This window comes from Pseudomonas sp. M30-35 (assembly GCF_002163625.1).
GTDB lineage: Bacteria > Pseudomonadota > Gammaproteobacteria > Pseudomonadales > Pseudomonadaceae > Aquipseudomonas.
This window is the reverse complement of record NZ_CP020892.1, coordinates 718,097-737,437: the sequence shown is the minus strand read 5'-3', so window position 1 is coordinate 737,437 and position 19,341 is coordinate 718,097. Positions and strand designations below refer to the sequence as shown.

Genomic DNA, 19,341 nt, shown 5'->3' with positions numbered 1-19,341 from the left:
CAGCGATGAATCAAGGTTAACCAGCCATCGGCAAGAGAGCTAATGTATTGAATGAACCGCCCTGATAGTTAAAAACTCTTGTAACGAATCTATAAACAAACTAAGCGATCACGATAAAGCCAACAAACGTTAAGCCGGCAGCAATAAGCGCATAAGGCAACTGGGTGATTGCATGGCTGATCAAGTTACAGCCGGAGCCCTGCGCCGCCAATACCGTAGAGTCGCTATAAAAGCACGCCTGGCTGCCAAAGGCTGAGGCAGACATCAGCGCACCGATCACCAAGGGAATATTGGCATCAAGCGCATACGCCAGTGGCATCACGATTGGGATAGTCACGGCGAAAATCCCCCAGGATGATCCTGTTGCAAATGCCAGCACCGCCATACTCAAGAACACCATGGCCGGTAATAGCTGCGCAGTCATGAAGGGTTTCAACGACTCAACGACGAATAACGACAAGTGCAACTGATCGCAGACTTCTTTGAATATAAATGCCGCGATGACAGTACCGATTGCTGGCAGCATGGTTTTGAAGCCATCCATCATCTGCTCGAGCATTTCAGCCAGCGGCATCAGGCCCTGCACCAAATAGAAGGGTACGACCAGCGCCATGGTCGCGAGCATGCCCATCCATACATCAATATCGAAGTAGAGAGTAAAGCCGACCAGCAACAACAGCGGTACCAGGAAGTTATACAACTTGCCGCCACTTTGATCAGTACCTACGGCTTCATCCATCTCGATTGCAGAGTTGTGCTCAGGGTTTAACTCCCCTACATGCATTGCACCTACTGAACCGCGCTGTGCGAACATTTCTGCTTTACGCATTGGGCCAATCGCTGGAACAACCCCAGCGGCTACCAACAGCACCAAGACAACCGATAACCAGGCATAGAACATATATGGAATGGCGCTCATGTAGACGCTGATCCCCTGTCCACTTTCTGCAATACCATTGTTTTCAAGCAAACCACCAAAAAACACCGCCCAGGTCGACAGCGGCACTAATACGCAGACCGGCGCAGCGGTTGAATCGACGATGTAGGCGAGCATTTCGCGCGACACCTTAAAGCGGTCGGTAACACGCTTCATGGTTTCACCGACTGTAAGCGCATTGAGGTAGTCATCGATAAAGATCACCAGACCCAATACGCAAGTCATCAGCAGCGACGAGCGCCGACCTTTGGCCAGTTTTATTGAGGCGCGACCAAAGGCTTGTGCGCCTCCTGTACGAACCAGTAACGCGATTAGCGCACCGAAACTGCCGCATACCAGAATCAACCAGCCGATGGTTTCATCTTGCATGACCTTGAGTGATATCTCGGAAAAGCTATGAAGCGCGGCAGTTGGCGAAATCATCATCAAGCCAGCAACCGCCCCAATTATCAGGGCAAGAATGGGTCGACGTAGCCAAACGGCGAGGACGAGAACAACAACAGGAGGGATTAGGCTCAGAGCAGTAGGTTCGGGCATGTGCTTGTTCTTATTGAAGTATCAGATTTACGCGAACCTTACCTGAGGCGAGCACTGCACACAATATCAAACACGACGTGCGGAATATCATTCAGCGTAGAAACAAAAAAACCGGGCCAAGGCCCGGTTTTTTCTACAACCTACAACTTACTCTGCAGCTTCTACTGTGCCGCCGACCGGACGGTCAACCAGCTCAACATAAGCCATAGGAGCGTTGTCGCCAGCGCGGAAACCGCACTTGAGAATACGCAGATAACCGCCCTGACGGGTGGCGTAGCGCTTGCCCAGGTCGTTGAACAACTTACCAACGATAGCTTTCGAACGAGTACGGTCGAATGCCAAACGGCGGTTAGCAACGCTATCTTCTTTAGCCAAAGTGATCAGCGGCTCGGCAACGCGACGCAGCTCTTTTGCTTTCGGAAGAGTAGTTTTGATCAGCTCGTGCTCGAACAGCGATACCGCCATGTTTTGAAACATGGCCTTGCGGTGAGCGCTTGTGCGGCTGAGGTGACGGCCACTTTTACGATGACGCATGGTTCAATTCCTTACCAAACTCTCGTTCGGTGATGATGACGATTAGGCAGTAGCCTTATCGTCTTTCTTCAGACTTGCCGGCGGCCAGTTGTCGAGGCGCATACCGAGGGACAGACCGCGAGAAGCCAGAACATCCTTGATTTCAGTCAGGGATTTCTTGCCCAAGTTCGGCGTTTTCAACAGTTCTACTTCGGTACGCTGAATCAGGTCGCCGATGTAGTAAATGTTTTCTGCTTTGAGGCAGTTTGCCGAACGAACGGTCAGTTCCAGATCATCAACCGGGCGAAGCAGGATCGGATCGATCTCGTCTTCTTGCTCGATCACAACAGGTTCGCTGTCACCTTTGAGGTCGACGAACGCTGCCAACTGCTGTTGCAGGATGGTAGCGGCACGACGAATTGCCTCTTCAGGATCCAGAGTACCGTTGGTCTCCAGGTCGATAACCAGTTTGTCCAAGTTGGTGCGCTGCTCAACACGAGCATTTTCCACCACGTAAGAGACACGACGCACCGGGCTGAACGATGAATCCAGCTGCAAGCGACCAATGCTGCGGCTTTCATCTTCATCGCTCTGACGGGAGTCAGCTGGCTCATAGCCGCGACCACGAGCTACAGTGAGCTTCATGTTCAGCGCGCCAGTAGAAGCCATGTTGGCAATTACGTGGTCGCCATTGACGATTTCAACATCATGATCCAGCTGAATATCGGCAGCGGTAACTACGCCCGAGCCCTTCTTCGCCAGAGTCAGTGTCACTTCGTCACGACCGTGCAGTTTGACAGCCAGACCTTTAAGGTTGAGCAGGATTTCAATAACGTCTTCCTGAACACCTTCGATTGCGCTGTACTCATGGAGTACACCGTCAATCTCGGCCTCGACTACTGCACAGCCAGGCATGGAGGACAACAAGATGCGACGCAGCGCGTTGCCCAGGGTATGGCCGAAACCACGCTCGAGAGGCTCGAGAGTGATCTTGGCGCGGGTCGGACTAACCACCTGCACATCAATATGGCGGGGGGTCAGGAACTCATTTACCGAAATCTGCATGGATGCACCCTTTTTCTAGCCCTTACTTGGAGTAGAGCTCGACAATCAGGCTTTCGTTGATGTCGGCGGAGAGGTCACTGCGAACTGGGACGGCTTTGAAAACGCCCGATTTCTTTTCAGTGTCAACTTCAACCCATTCAACGCGGCCGCGCTGGGCACACAACTCAAGAGCCTGAGCAATGCGCAGCTGATTCTTCGATTTCTCGCGTACTGCAACTACGTCACCAGCTTTAACCTGGTAAGACGGGACGTTTACAGTTTTGCCGTTGATGGAGATCGCTTTATGCGAAACCAACTGACGGGATTCAGCGCGAGTTGCGCCATAGCCCATACGGTAAACTACGTTGTCCAGACGGCACTCGAGCAGTTGCAGAAGGTTCTCACCAGTAGCGCCTTTCTTGCCGGCTGCTTCTTTGTAATAACCACTGAACTGACGCTCAAGTACGCCATAGATGCGACGAACTTTTTGCTTCTCACGGAGCTGTGTGCCGTAGTCAGACTGACGGCTACGGCGCTGGCCGTGAATACCTGGGGCTGCTTCGATGTTGCACTTCGATTCCAGGGCGCGTACGCCACTTTTCAGGAAAAGATCTGTGCCTTCACGACGAGACAGTTTGCACTTGGGACCAATGTAACGAGCCATATCTCACTGTCTCCTGATTACACGCGACGCTTCTTCGAAGGACGGCATCCGTTATGCGGGATGGGCGTCACATCGGTGATGCTGGCGATCTTGTAACCGCAGCCGTTTAATGCACGGACAGCGGACTCACGGCCGGGACCTGGGCCTTTGACATTAACGTCAAGGTTCTTCAGGCCGTATTCCAGCGCAGCTTGACCAGCACGTTCTGCAGCCACCTGGGCAGCAAACGGGGTGCTCTTACGTGAGCCGCGGAAACCTGAACCACCAGAGGTAGCCCAAGACAGAGCATTGCCCTGACGGTCAGTAATGGTCACGATAGTGTTGTTGAAAGAAGCGTGGATATGGGCGATGCCATCCACAACTGTCTTTTTGACTTTCTTACGAGTACGAGCAGCAGGCTTAGCCATGACTTATTTCCTGTCGATTCGCGGGCGCAATTACTTGCGGATCGGCTTACGCGGGCCCTTACGGGTACGCGCGTTGGTCTTGGTACGCTGACCGCGGACCGGAAGGCCGCGACGATGGCGCAGGCCGCGGTAGCAGCCCAGGTCCATCAAGCGTTTGATTTTCATGTTAACTTCGCGGCGCAGATCACCCTCGGTGTTAACCTTGGCGACTTCACCACGCAGCTGCTCGATCTGCTCGTCAGAGAGATCTTTGATTTTAGCTGCTGGGTTTACACCAGTAGCAGCACAGATTTTCTGTGCAGTTGTGCGACCGACACCAAAGATGTAGGTCAGCGAGATAACAGTGTGTTTGTTATCCGGAATGTTAACGCCTGCAATACGGGCCATTCAGTGTAACTCCAATTGACAGCAACCCACGCCCCGGAAGCCAAGAAATGGGGCGCAAGATCTTAACGCTGTAAAAACAAATAATCAACCCGACAGCGCACTAGCTGTCGGGCTTATATCGCTACAATCACTCTCAGCCTTGGCGCTGTTTGTGACGCGGTTCCGCGCTGCAGATCACTCGCACGACACCTTCGCGACGAATAATTTTGCAGTTACGGCACAGCTTTTTCACTGATGCACGAACTTTCATCACCAACTCCTCGAACCTTATGGGAACTTCAGCGCATCATGCCGCTGCCGTAACCCTTCAGGTTGGCTTTCTTCATCAGGGATTCGTACTGGTTCGAAACGAGGTGCGATTGTACTTGGGACATGAAGTCCATTACAACCACAACCACAATCAGCAACGAGGTCCCGCCGAGATAGAACGGTACGTTGGCTGCAACCACCAGAAACTGGGGTAGCAAACAGACGGCCGTCATGTACATGGCTCCGAACAGGGTCAAACGAGTCAATACGCTATCAATGTAACGTGCCGACTGCTCGCCTGGACGGATGCCTGGAATAAAGGCACCAGACTTCTTCAGGTTTTCCGCTACGTCTTTCGGATTGAACATCAGCGCTGTATAGAAGAAGCAGAAGAAAATGATCCCTGCACTAAACAGCAAAATGTTCAACGGCTGACCAGGAGCGATAGCCTGTGAGATATCTTGAAGCCAGCCCAAACCTTCAGACTGACCGAACCAAGACCCCAGCGATGCCGGGAACAACAGAAGGCTGCTAGCGAAAATAGCCGGGATAACCCCCGCCATATTCACCTTCAGTGGCAAGTGGCTCGTCTGCGCAGCAAAAACCTTACGGCCCTGCTGACGCTTGGCGTAATGCACCGCAATGCGACGCTGCCCACGCTCAATGAACACCACAAAACCAATGATCGCTACTGCCAGCAAACCGATGGCGACAAGGGCGAAGATATTGATATCGCCCTGACGAGCAGACTCGAAAGACTGCCCAATCGCCCGCGGCAGACCGGCTACGATGCCTGCAAAAATCAGCATCGAAATACCGTTGCCAACACCACGCTCAGTGATTTGCTCGCCGAGCCACATCATGAACATTGCGCCTGCAACGAACGTAGTAACTGCGACAAAGTAGAAGCTGAAATCAACTGCGAACGCGACGCCCTGGCTCGCCAGACCAACGGACATGCCGATAGCTTGAACGAATGCCAGCACGAGAGTGCCGTAGCGGGTGTACTGGCTTATCTTGCGACGACCAGATTCACCTTCCTTCTTCAACTGCTCCAGTTGTGGGCTGACAGCGGACATGAGCTGCATGATGATCGATGCCGAAATGTACGGCATGATCCCCAATGCAAAAATGCTCATGCGCTCCAGCGCACCACCGGAAAACATGTTGAACAAGCTAAGAATGGTCCCCTCATTCTGTCGAAACAGATCCGCCAGTCTATCAGGGTTGATTCCGGGCACAGGGATGTGTGCGCCAATCCGGTAGACGATAATCGCCATGAACAGAAAGCGCAGACGAGCCCAGAGCTCGGATAACCCGCCATTGCCTAGCGCTGAGAGAGCACCTTGCTTAGCCATTTATTCCTCGAACTTACCGCCAGCTGCTTCGATAGCCGCGCGCGCACCTTTGGTGGCGGCGATACCTTTAAGGGTAACTGCACGAGTAATCTCGCCGGACAGCATGACTTTCACACGCTGTACGTTTTGATTAATCAGGTCAGCATCCTTCAGCGCCTGCAGAGTAACTACATCACCTTCGATCTTGTTCAGCTCGGAAGTACGCACTTCTGCGCGGTCCATAGCTTTCAAAGAGACAAAGCCGAATTTAGGAAGACGACGGTGCAGAGGCTGCTGGCCGCCTTCAAAACCTGGTGCAATGGAACCACCGGAGCGGGAGGTTTGACCTTTGTGACCACGGCCACCTGTCTTACCCAAACCACTACCGATACCACGACCCGGACGGTGCTTCTCGCGACGGGAACCCGGCGCAGGACTCAAATCATTCAGGAACATGCGTTAACCCTCCACGCGGAGAAGGTAATAAGCTTTGTTCATCATGCCGCGATTTTCTGGAGTATCCAGAACTTCAACGGTGTGATTGATACGACGCAGGCCGAGACCCTTGACGCAAGCTTTGTGATTAGCCAGACGGCCGTTCACGCTTTTGATCAGCGTGACTTTTACGGTATTAGCCATGATTAGAGAATCTCCTCGACGCTCTTGCCACGCTTAGCCGCAACGGAATCCGGAGACTGCATAGCTTTCAAACCTTTGAAAGTGGCATGAACCACGTTCACAGGGTTGGTAGAGCCGTAGCATTTAGCCAGTACGTTGTGAACACCAGCTACTTCAAGAACAGCACGCATCGCGCCACCAGCAATAATACCGGTACCTTCGGAAGCAGGCTGCATGTACACCTTAGAGGCGCCATGAGCAGACTTCATTGCGTACTGCAAAGTAGTGCCGTTCAGATCAACAGTGATCATGTTACGACGTGCAGCTTCCATCGCTTTTTGGATAGCAGCTGGCACTTCGCGGGATTTGCCGCGGCCAAAACCAACGCGACCCTTACCATCACCTACCACGGTCAACGCGGTGAAAGTGAAGATACGGCCACCTTTTACGGTTTTAGCAACACGGTTAACCTGCACCAATTTCTCGATGTAGCCTTCGTCGCGCTTTTGGTCGTTATTTGACATAACTTAGAACTCCAGCCCGCCTTCACGAGCAGCATCAGCCAGCGCCTTAACGCGGCCGTGGTACTTGAAGCCAGAACGGTCGAATGCAACCTGAGTCACACCAGCGGCTTTCGCACGCTCGGCAACCAGCTCGCCAACTTTCTTGGCTGCGTCGATGTTGCCAGTGGCGCCATCACGCAGTGCTTTGTCCAAGGTCGACGCGGTGGCCAATACCTTGCTGCCGTCGGCCGAGATGACCTGGGCATAGATGTGCTGCGCGGAACGATACACGCAGAGACGCACGACTTCGAGTTCGTGCATTTTCAGACGTGCTTTGCGAGCGCGACGCAGTCGAGTAACTTTTTTGTCGGTCATTTGCTAGCCCTACTTCTTCTTGGCTTCTTTACGGCGGACGACTTCGTCAGCGTAACGAACACCTTTGCCCTTGTAAGGTTCAGGACGACGGAAGTCACGAATTTCCGCAGCTACCTGACCAACCAGTTGTTTGTCGACGCCCTTGATCAGGATGTCTGTCTGGCTAGGGGTTTCGGCGGTAACGCCTTGCGGCAATTCGTAGTCGATTGGGTGGGAAAAGCCCAATGCCAAGGACAGAACCTGACCTTTAGCTTGTGCTTTATAACCAACACCGACCAACTGGAGCTTGCGCTCGAAGCCTTCGCTGACGCCGATTACCATGTTGTTAACCAACGCACGAGTGGTACCGGCCATTGCGCGAGTCTGCTGATCACCATTGCGAGCAGCGAAACGCAGCTCACCGGAATCCTGGACCACTTCAACGGACGAGTGAACATTCAGTTCCAAAGTGCCCTTGGCACCTTTCACCGAAAGCTGCTGACCGGCGAGTTTGATCTCTACACCAGATGGCAGCTTGACGGGGTTTTTAGCAACGCGAGACATGCTTATCTCCCCCTAGAACACAGTACAAAGCACTTCACCACCGACACCGGCAGCGCGCGCAGCACGATCCGTCATCACACCTTTGTTGGTGGAGACGATAGACACGCCAAGACCGCCACGAACTTTCGGCAGATCTTCGACAGCTTTGTATTGGCGGAGGCCTGGACGGCTAACGCGTTTTACTTCTTCGATGACCGGACGGCCTTCGAAATATTTCAGCTCGATGGACAGCTGCGGTTTTGCTTCACCGCTGATCTGATAATCCGCAACATAACCTTCGTCCTTAAGAACTTTGGCTACGGCTACCTTCAAAGTAGAAGATGGCATGCTTACGACGGACTTTTCAGCCATCTGGGCATTACGGATACGAGTTAGCATGTCCGCTAACGGGTCCTGCATACTCATGGGCTAGACGCTCCTGATACAAAAAGAATTAGCCTTACGGCTAGAGTCACCAGACACCTTTGGGCGAACCCAGGCTCAGGCGAGCCGAACATTCTAGTGACTGATCAAAAATGAATCAAGCCCCAAAAGGGGCTTGATTCAAATTGCTTGCGATATTCACCTGTTTCCCCCAGTAAACCGGGGTAAACAGGTGACTCGCTAACAGCGACTTACCAGCTGGCTTTAACCAGACCTGGTACGTCACCGCGCATAGCAGCTTCACGCAGCTTGATACGCGACAGACCGAACTTGCGATAAACGCCGTGCGGACGACCGGTAATGCGGCAGCGGTTACGCATGCGCGAGGCGCTTGCGTCACGTGGCTGCTTCTGCAGTGCTACTGTAGCTTCCCAACGCGCTTCAGGAGTTGCTTCCTGATCGACGATGATGGCTTTCAGCTCAGCACGCTTCTTAGCGTACTTAGCAACCGTTTGCTGACGCTTCAGCTCACGGTTTTTCATGCTCATTTTGGCCATGATCCAGCTCCTATCAGTTGCGGAACGGGAATTTGAAAGCACGCAGCAATGCGCGACCTTCATCATCCGTCCGAGCAGTAGTGGTCAGGGTAATATCCAGACCGCGGAGGGCATCGATTTTGTCGTAGTCGATTTCCGGGAAAATGATCTGCTCTTTAACACCCATGCTGTAGTTGCCACGGCCGTCAAACGACTTGGCATTCAGGCCGCGGAAGTCACGCACGCGCGGCAGGGAGATAGACAGCAGACGATCCAGGAACTCATACATACGCTCACGGCGCAGAGTAACTTTAACGCCAATCGGCCAGCCCTCACGAACCTTGAAGCCTGCAATCGACTTACGGGCATGAGTCACAACGACTTTCTGACCGGTAATCTTTTCCAGGTCGGCAACTGCGTGCTCGATGATCTTCTTATCACCGATCGCTTCGCCCAGGCCCATGTTAAGGGTGATTTTGGTAATACGCGGAACTTCCATCACGTTAGCAAGCTTCAGTTCTTCCTGGAGCTTGGGCGCAATTTCCTTCCGATAAATCTCTTTTAGTCGTGCCATGGTCTCTACCTAGCAGTGTTCAAGCATCAACCGCTTTTTGGGTCGACTTGAAGACACGAATTTTTTTACCGTCTTCAACTTTAAAACCAACGCGATCTGCTTTGCTGGTTTCGCCATTGAAGATGGCCACGTTAGAAGCGTGCAATGGCGCTTCTTTCTCAACGATACCGCCTTGAACGCCCGACATCGGGTTAGGCTTGGTATGACGCTTCACCAGGTTGACCCCACCAACGACCAAACGGTCGTCAGCGAGAACCTTGAGCACCTTACCGCGCTTACCTTTGTCTTTGCCGGCGATCACGATGATCTCGTCGTCACGACGAATCTTTTGCATGTCGGATCTCCTTACAGCACTTCAGGGGCGAGCGAGACGATCTTCATGAACTTCTCAGTACGAAGTTCGCGAGTCACGGGCCCAAAGATACGGGTACCGATAGGCTCTTGCTTGTTGTTCAACAGAACAGCAGCATTGCCATCGAAGCGAATGATCGAGCCATCAGGACGACGAACGCCATGACGGGTACGGACTACAACTGCAGTCATTACCTGGCCCTTCTTCACTTTACCGCGTGGAATTGCTTCCTTAACGGTTACCTTGATGATGTCACCGATGCCTGCATAACGGCGGTGTGAACCGCCCAGCACCTTGATACACATAACGCGACGTGCGCCACTGTTGTCAGCAACGTCGAGCATGGATTGAGTCTGAATCATATAATTTCTCCGACCCCTAGTCCTTAGACTTCCACTGCGCGTTCGATGACTTCAACCAATGCCCAAGTTTTGGTCTTGGCAACGGGACGAGTTTCACGAATCGAAACTTTGTCACCGATGTGGCACTGATTGGTTTCGTCATGCGCGTGCAGCTTGGTCGAACGCTTAACGTATTTACCGTAGATCGGGTGCTTAACGCGACGCTCGATCAATACGGTGATGGTCTTGTCCATCTTGTCGCTGACAACACGGCCGGTCAGCGTACGGACTGTTTTTTCGGCTTCAGCCATGATCACTTACCTGCCTGCTGGTTGAGCACAGTCTTCACACGAGCGATATCGCGCTTAACTTGCGAGAGCAGATGAGACTGCCCCAACTGGCCAGTCGCTTTCTGCATACGCAGATTGAACTGGTCGCGCAGCAGGCCGAGCAGTTGCTCGTTCAGCTGCTGTGCTGATTTTTCACGAAGTTCATTCGCCTTCATCACATCACCGTCCGCTTAACAAAAGTGGTGGCGAGAGGCAGCTTTGCAGCTGCCAAGGCGAAAGCCTCACGCGCCAACTCTTCGGAAACGCCTTCGATTTCATACAGGACTTTGCCTGGCTGAATCTGGGCTACCCAATACTCAACGCCACCCTTACCTTTACCCATCCGCACTTCTAGAGGCTTCTTGGTAACCGGCTTATCCGGGAAAACGCGAATCCAGATTTTCCCGCCACGCTTAACGTGACGAGTCAGAGCACGACGAGCGGACTCAATCTGACGGGCGGTGAGACGACCGCGGGCAACAGACTTCAAGGCGAATTCGCCGAAGCTGACTTTGCTACCGCGTTGTGCCAAGCCACGGTTGTGGCCTGTCATCTGCTTGCGGAACTTCGTACGCTTTGGTTGCAACATTTGGCGTACCCCTTACTTAGCAGCTTTTTTACGAGGCGCAGGTGCTTGTGGTTTTAGTTCTTCGTGGCGACCACCAATTACTTCGCCTTTGAAGATCCAAACCTTGACACCGATCACACCGTAAGTGGTGTGCGCTTCGTACGTGGCATAGTCGATATCGGCACGCAGGGTGTGCAACGGCACACGACCTTCGCGATACCATTCGGTACGTGCAATTTCAGCACCGCCGAGACGACCGCTCACTTGGATTTTGATGCCCTTGGCACCAATACGCATGGCGTTTTGTACAGCGCGCTTCATAGCGCGACGGAACATCACGCGACGCTCCAGCTGCTGAGCTACGCTCTGCGCAACCAGCATACCGTCGAGCTCCGGCTTACGGATCTCTTCGATATTGATGTGCACAGGCACACCCATTTGCTTGGTCAGGTCCTGACGCAGCTTCTCAACATCTTCACCTTTCTTGCCGATAACGATACCCGGACGAGCGGTGTGGATGGTGATGCGTGCAGTTTGAGCCGGACGAGCAATGTCGATACGGCTTACGGACGCGCTTTTTAATTTGTCTTGGAGATACTCACGCACTTTCAGATCAGCGAACAAATAGTCCGCATAAGTCCGACCGTCTGCGTACCAGACGGAGGTGTGCTCCTTGACGATTCCCAGGCGAATGCCAATGGGATGTACTTTCTGACCCATCTGATCGACTCCGTTACTTGTCCGCAACCTTGACAGTGATATGGCAAGACCGCTTGACGATGCGATCAGCGCGGCCTTTGGCACGCGGCATGATTCGCTTCAGCGAACGCCCTTCGTTGACGAAAACGGTGCTGACCTTCAAGTCATCAACGTCTGCGCCTTCGTTGTGCTCGGCGTTGGCTACAGCCGACTCCAGCACTTTTTTCATGATCTCGGCGGCTTTTTTACTGCTAAAAGCCAACAAGTTGAGCGCTTCGCCCACCTTTTTCCCGCGGATCTGGTCGGCGACCAAGCGGGCTTTTTGGGCGGAGATTCGAGCGCCCGACAACTTAGCGGCTACTTCCATTTCCTAACCCCTTAACGCTTGGCTTTCTTGTCTGCTACGTGCCCACGATAAGTGCGGGTACCAGCAAACTCGCCGAGTTTGTGACCGACCATGTCTTCGTTCACAAGAACTGGGACATGTTGACGGCCGTTATGCACAGCAATGGTCAGACCGACCATTTGCGGCAGAATCATAGAACGGCGCGACCAGGTTTTAACTGGCTTGCGATCATTCTTTTCAACTGCCACTTCAATCTTCTTCAGTAGGTGAAGATCGATGAAAGGACCTTTTTTCAGAGAACGTGGCACTGTCGTATCCCTCTAATTACTTGCGACGACGGACGATCATATTATCGGTGCGCTTGTTACCACGAGTCTTAGCACCCTTGGTAGGGAAGCCCCATGGAGACACCGGATGACGACCACCAGAGGTACGACCTTCACCACCACCATGTGGGTGGTCGACCGGGTTCATGGCAACACCACGAACGGTCGGGCGAACGCCACGCCAGCGCTTAGCACCAGCTTTACCTAGCGAACGCAGGCTGTGCTCGGAGTTCGAAACTTCGCCCAAAGTCGCACGGCACTCGGCCAGAACTTTACGCATTTCACCGGAACGCAGACGCAATGTCACATAGACGCCTTCACGAGCGATCAGCTGAGCCGAAGCACCAGCGGAACGAGCGATCTGTGCACCTTTACCTGGCTTCAGTTCAATACCGTGAACAGTGCTACCAACTGGAATGTTGCGCAGTTGTAGGCTGTTGCCCGGCTTGATTGGAGCCATGATCCCAGCAATCAGCTGATCGCCAGCACTCACACCCTTAGGTGCGATGATGTAGCGACGCTCGCCGTCTGCATACATCAACAAAGCGATGTGTGCGGTACGGTTCGGATCGTATTCAATACGCTCGACAGTGGCTGGAATGCCATCTTTGTCATTGCGACGGAAATCGACCAGACGATAATGCTGCTTGTGACCACCACCGATATGACGGGTAGTGATGCGACCATTGTTGTTACGACCGCCAGTCTTCGACTTCTTTTCAAGCAGCGGAGCGTAAGGAGCGCCTTTATGCAGCTCCTGATTGACCACCTTGACCACAAAACGGCGGCCAGCGGAAGTCGGTTTGCATTTAACGATTGCCATGATGCATCCCTTCCTTACTCAGCACTGCTGGCGAAATCGAGATCTTGGCCTGGCTGAAGCGAAATGATCGCTTTCTTCCAGTCGTTACGCTTGCCCAGACCGCGAGCGGTGCGCTTGCTCTTACCCAGAACGTTCTGAGTAGTAACACGCTCAACTTTCACGCTGAACAGGCTTTCGACGGCCTTCTTGATTTCCAGCTTGGTTGCGTCAGTCGCAACTTTAAATACGAACTGGCTTTTCTTATCGGCCAGTAGTGTGGCTTTCTCAGAGATGTGCGGCCCCAGCAGCACTTTAAATACGCGTTCCTGGTTCATCCCAGCATCTCCTCGAATTTCTTCACGGCAGAAACGGTAACCAGTACCTTTTCATACGCGATCAGACTGACCGGATCGGAACCCTGAACGTCACGAACATCGACGTGCGGCAGGTTACGAGCAGCCAGGTACAAATTTTGATCAATTGCATCAGACACGATCAGGACGTTAGTCAGACCCATGCCATTCAGCTTGCCCAGCAGATCTTTAGTTTTCGGAGCTTCAACAGCGAAGTCTTCAACTACTACCAGACGATCAGTACGAACCAGCTCAGCAAGAATCGAACGGATCGCCGCGCGATACATCTTCTTGTTCAGCTTTTGGTCGTGATTCTGCGGACGAGCCGCGAAAGTCACACCACCACCGCGCCAGATTGGACCACGAGTGGTACCGGCACGAGCACGACCAGTACCCTTCTGACGCCACGGACGCTTGCCGCCGCCAGATACATCGGAACGAGTCTTCTGCTGCTTGCTGCCTTGACGGCCGCCGGCCATGTAGGCCACAACTGCTTGGTGAACCAGGGTCTCGTTGTAATCGCCACCGAAAGTAGCTTCGGAAACTTCGATCGCTTGAGCGCCATTTACATTTAATTGCATGTCAGCTTCCCCTTAACCGCGAGTCTTAGCTGCTGGACGCACAACCAGGTTACCGCCAGTCGCGCCAGGAACAGCGCCTTTGACCAACAGCAGGTTGCGTTCAGCGTCGACGCGCACAACTTCCAGGGACTGTACCGTCACACGCTCAGCACCCATGTGACCGGACATTTTCTTGCCCTTGAATACGCGACCCGGGGTTTGGCACTGGCCAATAGAACCCGGCACACGGTGGGACACGGAGTTACCGTGAGTGTTGTCTTGGCCGCGGAAGTTCCAACGCTTGATGGTACCGGCAAAGCCTTTACCCTTGGACTGACCGGTCACATCGACCATCTGTCCAGCTTGGAAGATTTCAGCGTTGATCAAGTCGCCATTTGAGTACTCGCCTTCTTCAAGACGGAATTCCCAAACACCACGACCTGCCGCGACGTTCGCCTTAGCGAAGTGACCGGCTTGAGCCTTGCTGACACGCGAAGCACGACGCTCACCGACAGTGACTTGCACTGCACGATAGCCATCGGACTCCTCAGTTTTAAACTGGGTGACGCGATTCGGTTCGATCTCAATGACCGTAACCGGAATGGAGACACCTTCTTCGGTGAAAATACGGGTCATACCGCATTTACGACCGACTACACCAATAGTCATGTTGTAAACCTCATGAGTGTACGGGGCTTTCACCCGCTATGGCCGCCCATTTCAGAGCGTTACACGACTAAGACCCAAGTCTTAGCCGAGGCTGATCTGCACTTCCACGCCAGCCGCAAGGTCGAGCTTCATCAGCGCGTCAACGGTTTTATCCGTTGGCTGGACAATGTCCAGAACACGCTTGTGGGTTCGAATTTCAAACTGATCACGCGCGTCTTTGTTGACGTGCGGAGAAGTAAGAACTGTGAACCGCTCTTTGCGAGTAGGCAATGGAATCGGACCACGCACCTGAGCACCAGTACGCTTCGCGGTTTCCACGATTTCCTGGGTTGATTGATCGATCAGGCGATGGTCAAAAGCCTTCAACCGAATACGGATTTGTTGGTTTTGCATTTTGACCTCAGATTCCAAGCTGCGATTCCCAACGGGCGCAGTACGCCCGTTAAAAGGAGGCGCAATTCTATAGACGCTCCCCACCAGTGTCAACCCAATAAAAAAAGCCCCCGCAAGCGGAGGCTTTTTTCTAGACCAATCGATTACTCGATGATCTTGGCAACTACACCAGCACCAACGGTACGGCCGCCTTCGCGAATCGCGAAACGCAGACCATCTTCCATGGCGATTGGAGCAATCAGGGTAACAACCATTTTGATGTTGTCGCCCGGCATTACCATTTCAACGCCTTCCGGCAGTTCGCAGTTACCAGTTACGTCCGTAGTACGGAAGTAGAACTGCGGACGGTAGCCCTTGAAGAAAGGAGTGTGACGACCACCCTCTTCTTTCGACAGGACGTACACTTCGCCTTCGAACTTGGTGTGTGGCTTGATGGTGCCTGGCTTAGCCAGTACCTGACCACGCTCTACGTCATCACGCTTGGTGCCACGCAGCAGTACGCCAACGTTCTCACCAGCACGACCTTCGTCGAGCAACTTACGGAACATCTCAACACCAGTACAGATGGTCTTGGTGGTATCACGGATACCAACAATCTCAATTTCTTCCTGTACTTTAACGATGCCACGCTCAACACGACCAGTCACAACAGTACCGCGACCAGAGATCGAGAACACGTCTTCGATTGGCATCAGGAATGGCTTGTCGATTGCACGCTCAGGCTCAGGGATATAAGTATCCAGAGTCTCAACCAGCTTACGAACGGCAGTGGTGCCCATTTCGTTATCGTCTTGACCGTTCAGAGCCATCAGCGCCGAACCGATTACGATTGGAGTGTCGTCGCCTGGGAAGTCGTAAGTCGACAGCAGGTCACGAACTTCCATCTCAACCAGTTCCAACAGCTCAGCGTCATCAACCATGTCAGCCTTGTTCAGGAAGACAACGATGAAGGGTACGCCAACCTGACGGGACAGCAGGATGTGCTCACGAGTCTGTGGCATCGGGCCATCGGCAGCCGAGCAAACCAGAATCGCGCCGTCCATCTGCGCAGCACCAGTGATCATGTTTTTAACATAGTCAGCGTGGCCCGGGCAGTCTACGTGTGCGTAGTGACGGGTTGGTGAATCATATTCAACGTGGGAAGTGTTGATGGTAATACCACGTGCTTTTTCTTCCGGAGCGTTGTCGATCTGGGAGAAATCGCGAGCGGAACCGCCCCAAGTTTCAGCACAAACGCGAGTCAGTGCTGCAGTCAGAGTAGTTTTACCATGGTCAACGTGGCCGATTGTGCCAACGTTTACGTGTGGTTTTTTACGTTCAAACTTTTCTTTAGCCACGACAGTGAACCTCTTGCCTAAAGGGCTGGATTAGCCTTGTTTTTTAACGATAGCTTCGACGATATTCGACGGAGCCTCGGAGTATTTGGAGAATTCCATGGAGTAGCTCGCGCGACCCTGAGACATGGAGCGAACGTCGGTTGCGTAACCGAACATCTCACCCAACGGAACTTCGGCGCGGATAACCTTGCCGGAAACCGTATCTTCCATACCCTGGATCAGACCACGACGACGGTTCAGGTCACCCATCACGTCACCCATATAGTCCTCAGGTGTTACTACTTCCACTTTCATCACAGGCTCAAGCACAACTGCGCCGCCCTTTTGGGACAACTGCTTGGTCGCCATGGAGGCAGCTACCTTAAACGCCATCTCGTTGGAGTCGACGTCATGGTAAGAACCATCGAACACAGTAGCCTTCAGGCCGATGAGCGGATAGCCGGCAACAACACCGTTCTTCATCTGCTCTTCAATGCCCTTCTGAATAGCTGGGATGTATTCCTTAGGAATAACACCACCGACTACCTCGTTGACAAACTGCAAGCCTTCCTGACCTTCGTCTGCCGGAGCAAAACGAACCCAGCAATGACCGAATTGGCCACGGCCGCCAGATTGACGTACGAATTTGCCTTCGATTTCGCAAGACTTAGTGATCTTCTCACGGTACGAAACCTGCGGCTTGCCGATGTTGGCCTCAACGTTGAACTCGCGACGCATACGATCTACGAGGATGTCGAGGTGCAACTCGCCCATGCCGGAGATGATCGTTTGACCAGTCTCTTCATCAGTCTTAACGCGGAAAGATGGATCTTCCTGAGCAAGCTTGCCCAGAGCGATACCCATTTTTTCCTGGTCGTCCTTGGTCTTAGGCTCTACAGCAACCGAGATTACCGGTTCTGGGAAGTCCATACGAACAAGAATGATTGGCTTCTCAAGCGAGCACAAAGTATCACCTGTGGTGACGTCCTTCATGCCGATCAGAGCAGCGATGTCGCCAGCGCGTACTTCTTTGATCTCTTCGCGGGTGTTTGCGTGCATTTGCACCATACGACCCACACGCTCTTTCTTGCCTTTAACCGAGTTCAGAACGCCGTCACCGGAGCTCAGTACACCCGAGTAAACGCGAGCAAACGTCAGCGTACCCACGAACGGGTCGGTAGCGATTTTGAAAGCCAGAGCAGAGAACGGTTCAGCATCATCTGCATGACGCTCCATCTCTACGGTTTCATCATCAACGTCCGAACCTTTGATCGCCGGAATATCAACCGGAGCAGGCAGGTAGTCGATTACTGCGTCGAGAACCAGGGGAACACCCTTGTTCTTGAACGAAGAACCACACACAGCCAGAACGATCTCACCAGCGATAGTACGCTGACGCAGAGCCAGTTTGATTTCAGCAGTGGTCAGCTCTTCGCCTTCCAGATACTTATTCATCAGCTCTTCTGAAGCTTCAGCAGCGGCTTCAACCATGTTGCTGCGCCACTCTTCAGCCAACTCAAGCATGTCTGCAGGAATTTCTTCCTCGCGCAGAGCCATACCCTTGTCGTCGTCGTTCCAGTAGATAGCCTTCATTTTGACCAGATCGATCTGGCCCTGGAAGTTATCTTCTGCACCGATAGCGAGCTGGATCGGCACCGGAGTGTGACCCAAACGCGCTTTAATCTGACCGATCACACGCAGGAAGTTAGCACCGGCACGGTCCATCTTGTTTACGTAAACAAGACGTGGAACGCCGTACTTGTTGGCCTGACGCCATACGGTTTCAGACTGCGGCTCAACACCCGAAGTACCACAGAACACAACGACCGCGCCGTCGAGTACGCGCAAAGAGCGCTCTACTTCGATGGTGAAGTCAACGTGGCCCGGGGTGTCGATGATGTTGAAGCGGTGCTTGTCGAACTGCTTCTCGGAACCCTGCCAGAAAGCAGTAGTTGCCGCGGAGGTGATGGTAATACCACGCTCCTGCTCCTGCGCCATCCAGTCCATGGTTGCGGCGCCATCATGCACCTCACCCATTTTGTGGTTAACACCGGTGTAGAACAAAACCCGCTCAGTCGTAGTGGTTTTGCCGGCATCAACGTGCGCGACAATACCAATGTTACGGTAGCGGTTAATCGGGGTAGTACGAGCCATAAAGCCCTCGCAAAGTTTAGAAGCGCTAGAAAATTAGAAGCGGTAGTGCGAGAAAGCCTTGTTGGCTTCAGCCATACGGTGCACGTCTTCACGCTTCTTAACTGCAGCACCCTTGCCTTCGGCAGCGTCCAACAACTCACCAGCCAAACGCAAAGCCATAGATTTCTCGCCACGCTTACGGGCGAAATCTACCAGCCAGCGCATGGCAAGAGCATTACGACGGGAAGGACGTACTTCAACAGGAACCTGGTAAGTAGCACCGCCAACGCGGCGCGACTTCACTTCGACCAGCGGAGCGATGGCGTCGAGAGCTTTCTCGAAGATCTCCAGGGGATCGCTGTTCTTACGTTCTTTAACCTTGTCCAGCGCGCCATAAACGATACGCTCGGCAACGGCTTTCTTGCCGCTTTCCATTACGTGGTTCATGAACTTGGCCAGAATTTGGCTTCCGTATTTTGGATCATCAAGCACTTCGCGCTTGGCTGCTACACGACGTCTTGGCATGTGATAAGCCCTCAAACGGTCTTCAGGTTAGCTCGGGACCGC

At 53.1% G+C, this 19,341-nt stretch carries 32 protein-coding genes; all 32 read right to left on the bottom strand.

Annotation, left to right across the window (positions count from 1 at the left end):
• Window positions 1-100: 100 nt before the first annotated feature.
• The 32 genes from B9K09_RS03340 to rpsG all read right to left on the bottom strand — a co-directional run bounded on the left by B9K09_RS03340 (window position 101) and on the right by rpsG (window position 19,299).
• Window positions 101-1,474: a Na+/H+ antiporter NhaC family protein gene (locus B9K09_RS03340; RefSeq protein WP_087515493.1), complete on the bottom strand. Its 1,374-nt coding sequence runs from the start codon at window positions 1,472-1,474 to the stop codon at window positions 101-103.
• A gap of 147 nt (window positions 1,475-1,621) precedes the next feature.
• Window positions 1,622-2,008, bottom strand: coding sequence for a 50S ribosomal protein L17 (rplQ, locus tag B9K09_RS03335; protein WP_010487018.1), 387 nt, complete (start codon window positions 2,006-2,008; stop codon window positions 1,622-1,624).
• Between the two features lie 42 nt (window positions 2,009-2,050).
• Complete coding sequence (gene rpoA / locus B9K09_RS03330; RefSeq protein ID WP_087515492.1) at window positions 2,051-3,052, bottom strand: DNA-directed RNA polymerase subunit alpha; 1,002 nt, start codon at window positions 3,050-3,052, stop codon at window positions 2,051-2,053.
• Between the two features lie 22 nt (window positions 3,053-3,074).
• Window positions 3,075-3,695, bottom strand: coding sequence for a 30S ribosomal protein S4 (gene rpsD, locus B9K09_RS03325; protein ID WP_087515491.1), 621 nt, complete (start codon window positions 3,693-3,695; stop codon window positions 3,075-3,077).
• Between the two features lie 17 nt (window positions 3,696-3,712).
• Entirely contained in the window at window positions 3,713-4,102 is a 390-nt protein-coding gene (gene rpsK / locus B9K09_RS03320; protein ID WP_013789773.1) for a 30S ribosomal protein S11, read from the bottom strand.
• A 30-nt stretch (window positions 4,103-4,132) separates the two neighbouring features.
• A complete protein-coding gene (gene rpsM, locus B9K09_RS03315) occupies window positions 4,133-4,489 on the bottom strand; it encodes a 30S ribosomal protein S13 (protein WP_010487012.1) in 357 nt (118 codons plus the stop codon).
• Window positions 4,490-4,622: 133 nt separating this feature from the next.
• The gene (rpmJ, locus tag B9K09_RS03310; protein WP_002555468.1) at window positions 4,623-4,739 is read right to left on the bottom strand and encodes a 50S ribosomal protein L36; all 117 of its coding nucleotides are present in this window, start codon (window positions 4,737-4,739) and stop codon (window positions 4,623-4,625) included.
• 28 nt (window positions 4,740-4,767) lie between these two features.
• Complete coding sequence (secY, locus tag B9K09_RS03305) at window positions 4,768-6,096, bottom strand: preprotein translocase subunit SecY (RefSeq protein WP_087515490.1); 1,329 nt, start codon at window positions 6,094-6,096, stop codon at window positions 4,768-4,770.
• Entirely contained in the window at window positions 6,097-6,531 is a 435-nt protein-coding gene (rplO, locus tag B9K09_RS03300; RefSeq protein WP_010487008.1) for a 50S ribosomal protein L15, read from the bottom strand.
• A gap of 3 nt (window positions 6,532-6,534) precedes the next feature.
• Window positions 6,535-6,714, bottom strand: a complete 180-nt coding sequence (rpmD, locus tag B9K09_RS03295; protein WP_010487007.1) for a 50S ribosomal protein L30 — start codon at window positions 6,712-6,714, stop codon at window positions 6,535-6,537.
• A gap of 2 nt (window positions 6,715-6,716) precedes the next feature.
• Window positions 6,717-7,217 (bottom strand): 30S ribosomal protein S5, encoded by a 501-nt coding sequence (gene rpsE, locus B9K09_RS03290; protein ID WP_010487004.1) that lies wholly within the window; start codon window positions 7,215-7,217, stop codon window positions 6,717-6,719.
• A gap of 3 nt (window positions 7,218-7,220) precedes the next feature.
• On the bottom strand, window positions 7,221-7,571 hold the full coding sequence (rplR, locus tag B9K09_RS03285) for a 50S ribosomal protein L18 (protein WP_087515489.1): 351 nt from the start codon (window positions 7,569-7,571) through the stop codon (window positions 7,221-7,223).
• 9 nt (window positions 7,572-7,580) lie between these two features.
• Window positions 7,581-8,114, bottom strand: coding sequence for a 50S ribosomal protein L6 (gene rplF / locus B9K09_RS03280; protein WP_010487001.1), 534 nt, complete (start codon window positions 8,112-8,114; stop codon window positions 7,581-7,583).
• Window positions 8,115-8,126: 12 nt separating this feature from the next.
• Window positions 8,127-8,519 carry a 30S ribosomal protein S8 gene (gene rpsH / locus B9K09_RS03275; RefSeq protein WP_010486999.1) on the bottom strand — a complete coding sequence of 131 codons (393 nt, stop codon included), beginning with the start codon at window positions 8,517-8,519 and terminating at the stop codon, window positions 8,127-8,129.
• A 209-nt stretch (window positions 8,520-8,728) separates the two neighbouring features.
• Entirely contained in the window at window positions 8,729-9,034 is a 306-nt protein-coding gene (gene rpsN / locus B9K09_RS03270; RefSeq protein WP_087515488.1) for a 30S ribosomal protein S14, read from the bottom strand.
• A 13-nt stretch (window positions 9,035-9,047) separates the two neighbouring features.
• The gene (gene rplE / locus B9K09_RS03265) at window positions 9,048-9,587 is read right to left on the bottom strand and encodes a 50S ribosomal protein L5 (RefSeq protein WP_087515487.1); all 540 of its coding nucleotides are present in this window, start codon (window positions 9,585-9,587) and stop codon (window positions 9,048-9,050) included.
• A gap of 19 nt (window positions 9,588-9,606) precedes the next feature.
• Window positions 9,607-9,921: a 50S ribosomal protein L24 gene (gene rplX, locus B9K09_RS03260; protein WP_087515486.1), complete on the bottom strand. Its 315-nt coding sequence runs from the start codon at window positions 9,919-9,921 to the stop codon at window positions 9,607-9,609.
• 11 nt (window positions 9,922-9,932) lie between these two features.
• A complete protein-coding gene (gene rplN / locus B9K09_RS03255; protein ID WP_003281831.1) occupies window positions 9,933-10,301 on the bottom strand; it encodes a 50S ribosomal protein L14 in 369 nt (122 codons plus the stop codon).
• Window positions 10,302-10,324: 23 nt separating this feature from the next.
• Window positions 10,325-10,591, bottom strand: coding sequence for a 30S ribosomal protein S17 (gene rpsQ, locus B9K09_RS03250; RefSeq protein WP_087518958.1), 267 nt, complete (start codon window positions 10,589-10,591; stop codon window positions 10,325-10,327).
• Window positions 10,592-10,593: 2 nt separating this feature from the next.
• Window positions 10,594-10,785 carry a 50S ribosomal protein L29 gene (gene rpmC / locus B9K09_RS03245; protein WP_002555481.1) on the bottom strand — a complete coding sequence of 64 codons (192 nt, stop codon included), beginning with the start codon at window positions 10,783-10,785 and terminating at the stop codon, window positions 10,594-10,596.
• On the bottom strand, window positions 10,785-11,198 hold the full coding sequence (gene rplP, locus B9K09_RS03240; protein ID WP_003243901.1) for a 50S ribosomal protein L16: 414 nt from the start codon (window positions 11,196-11,198) through the stop codon (window positions 10,785-10,787). Before rplP ends, rpmC begins: the two co-directional genes overlap by 1 nt.
• Window positions 11,199-11,210: 12 nt before the next feature.
• A complete protein-coding gene (gene rpsC / locus B9K09_RS03235) occupies window positions 11,211-11,897 on the bottom strand; it encodes a 30S ribosomal protein S3 (protein ID WP_010486985.1) in 687 nt (228 codons plus the stop codon).
• A gap of 13 nt (window positions 11,898-11,910) precedes the next feature.
• On the bottom strand, window positions 11,911-12,243 hold the full coding sequence (gene rplV, locus B9K09_RS03230) for a 50S ribosomal protein L22 (protein WP_003103908.1): 333 nt from the start codon (window positions 12,241-12,243) through the stop codon (window positions 11,911-11,913).
• Window positions 12,244-12,254: 11 nt separating this feature from the next.
• Window positions 12,255-12,530 (bottom strand): 30S ribosomal protein S19, encoded by a 276-nt coding sequence (gene rpsS / locus B9K09_RS03225; RefSeq protein ID WP_010486981.1) that lies wholly within the window; start codon window positions 12,528-12,530, stop codon window positions 12,255-12,257.
• Window positions 12,531-12,546: 16 nt separating this feature from the next.
• Window positions 12,547-13,371 (bottom strand): 50S ribosomal protein L2, encoded by an 825-nt coding sequence (gene rplB / locus B9K09_RS03220; RefSeq protein WP_010486979.1) that lies wholly within the window; start codon window positions 13,369-13,371, stop codon window positions 12,547-12,549.
• Window positions 13,372-13,385: 14 nt separating this feature from the next.
• Window positions 13,386-13,685, bottom strand: coding sequence for a 50S ribosomal protein L23 (gene rplW, locus B9K09_RS03215; RefSeq protein WP_069901955.1), 300 nt, complete (start codon window positions 13,683-13,685; stop codon window positions 13,386-13,388).
• Window positions 13,682-14,284 carry a 50S ribosomal protein L4 gene (rplD, locus tag B9K09_RS03210; protein ID WP_087515485.1) on the bottom strand — a complete coding sequence of 201 codons (603 nt, stop codon included), beginning with the start codon at window positions 14,282-14,284 and terminating at the stop codon, window positions 13,682-13,684. Before rplD ends, rplW begins: the two co-directional genes overlap by 4 nt.
• A 12-nt stretch (window positions 14,285-14,296) precedes the next feature.
• Window positions 14,297-14,932, bottom strand: coding sequence for a 50S ribosomal protein L3 (gene rplC / locus B9K09_RS03205; RefSeq protein WP_087515484.1), 636 nt, complete (start codon window positions 14,930-14,932; stop codon window positions 14,297-14,299).
• 81 nt (window positions 14,933-15,013) lie between these two features.
• The gene (gene rpsJ, locus B9K09_RS03200) at window positions 15,014-15,325 is read right to left on the bottom strand and encodes a 30S ribosomal protein S10 (RefSeq protein ID WP_010486970.1); all 312 of its coding nucleotides are present in this window, start codon (window positions 15,323-15,325) and stop codon (window positions 15,014-15,016) included.
• Between the two features lie 143 nt (window positions 15,326-15,468).
• A complete protein-coding gene (gene tuf / locus B9K09_RS03195) occupies window positions 15,469-16,662 on the bottom strand; it encodes an elongation factor Tu (RefSeq protein ID WP_087515475.1) in 1,194 nt (397 codons plus the stop codon).
• A 30-nt stretch (window positions 16,663-16,692) separates the two neighbouring features.
• Window positions 16,693-18,795: an elongation factor G gene (fusA, locus tag B9K09_RS03190; RefSeq protein WP_087515483.1), complete on the bottom strand. Its 2,103-nt coding sequence runs from the start codon at window positions 18,793-18,795 to the stop codon at window positions 16,693-16,695.
• 33 nt (window positions 18,796-18,828) lie between these two features.
• Window positions 18,829-19,299: a 30S ribosomal protein S7 gene (gene rpsG / locus B9K09_RS03185; RefSeq protein WP_010490886.1), complete on the bottom strand. Its 471-nt coding sequence runs from the start codon at window positions 19,297-19,299 to the stop codon at window positions 18,829-18,831.
• Between the last annotated feature and the right edge of the window lie 42 nt (window positions 19,300-19,341).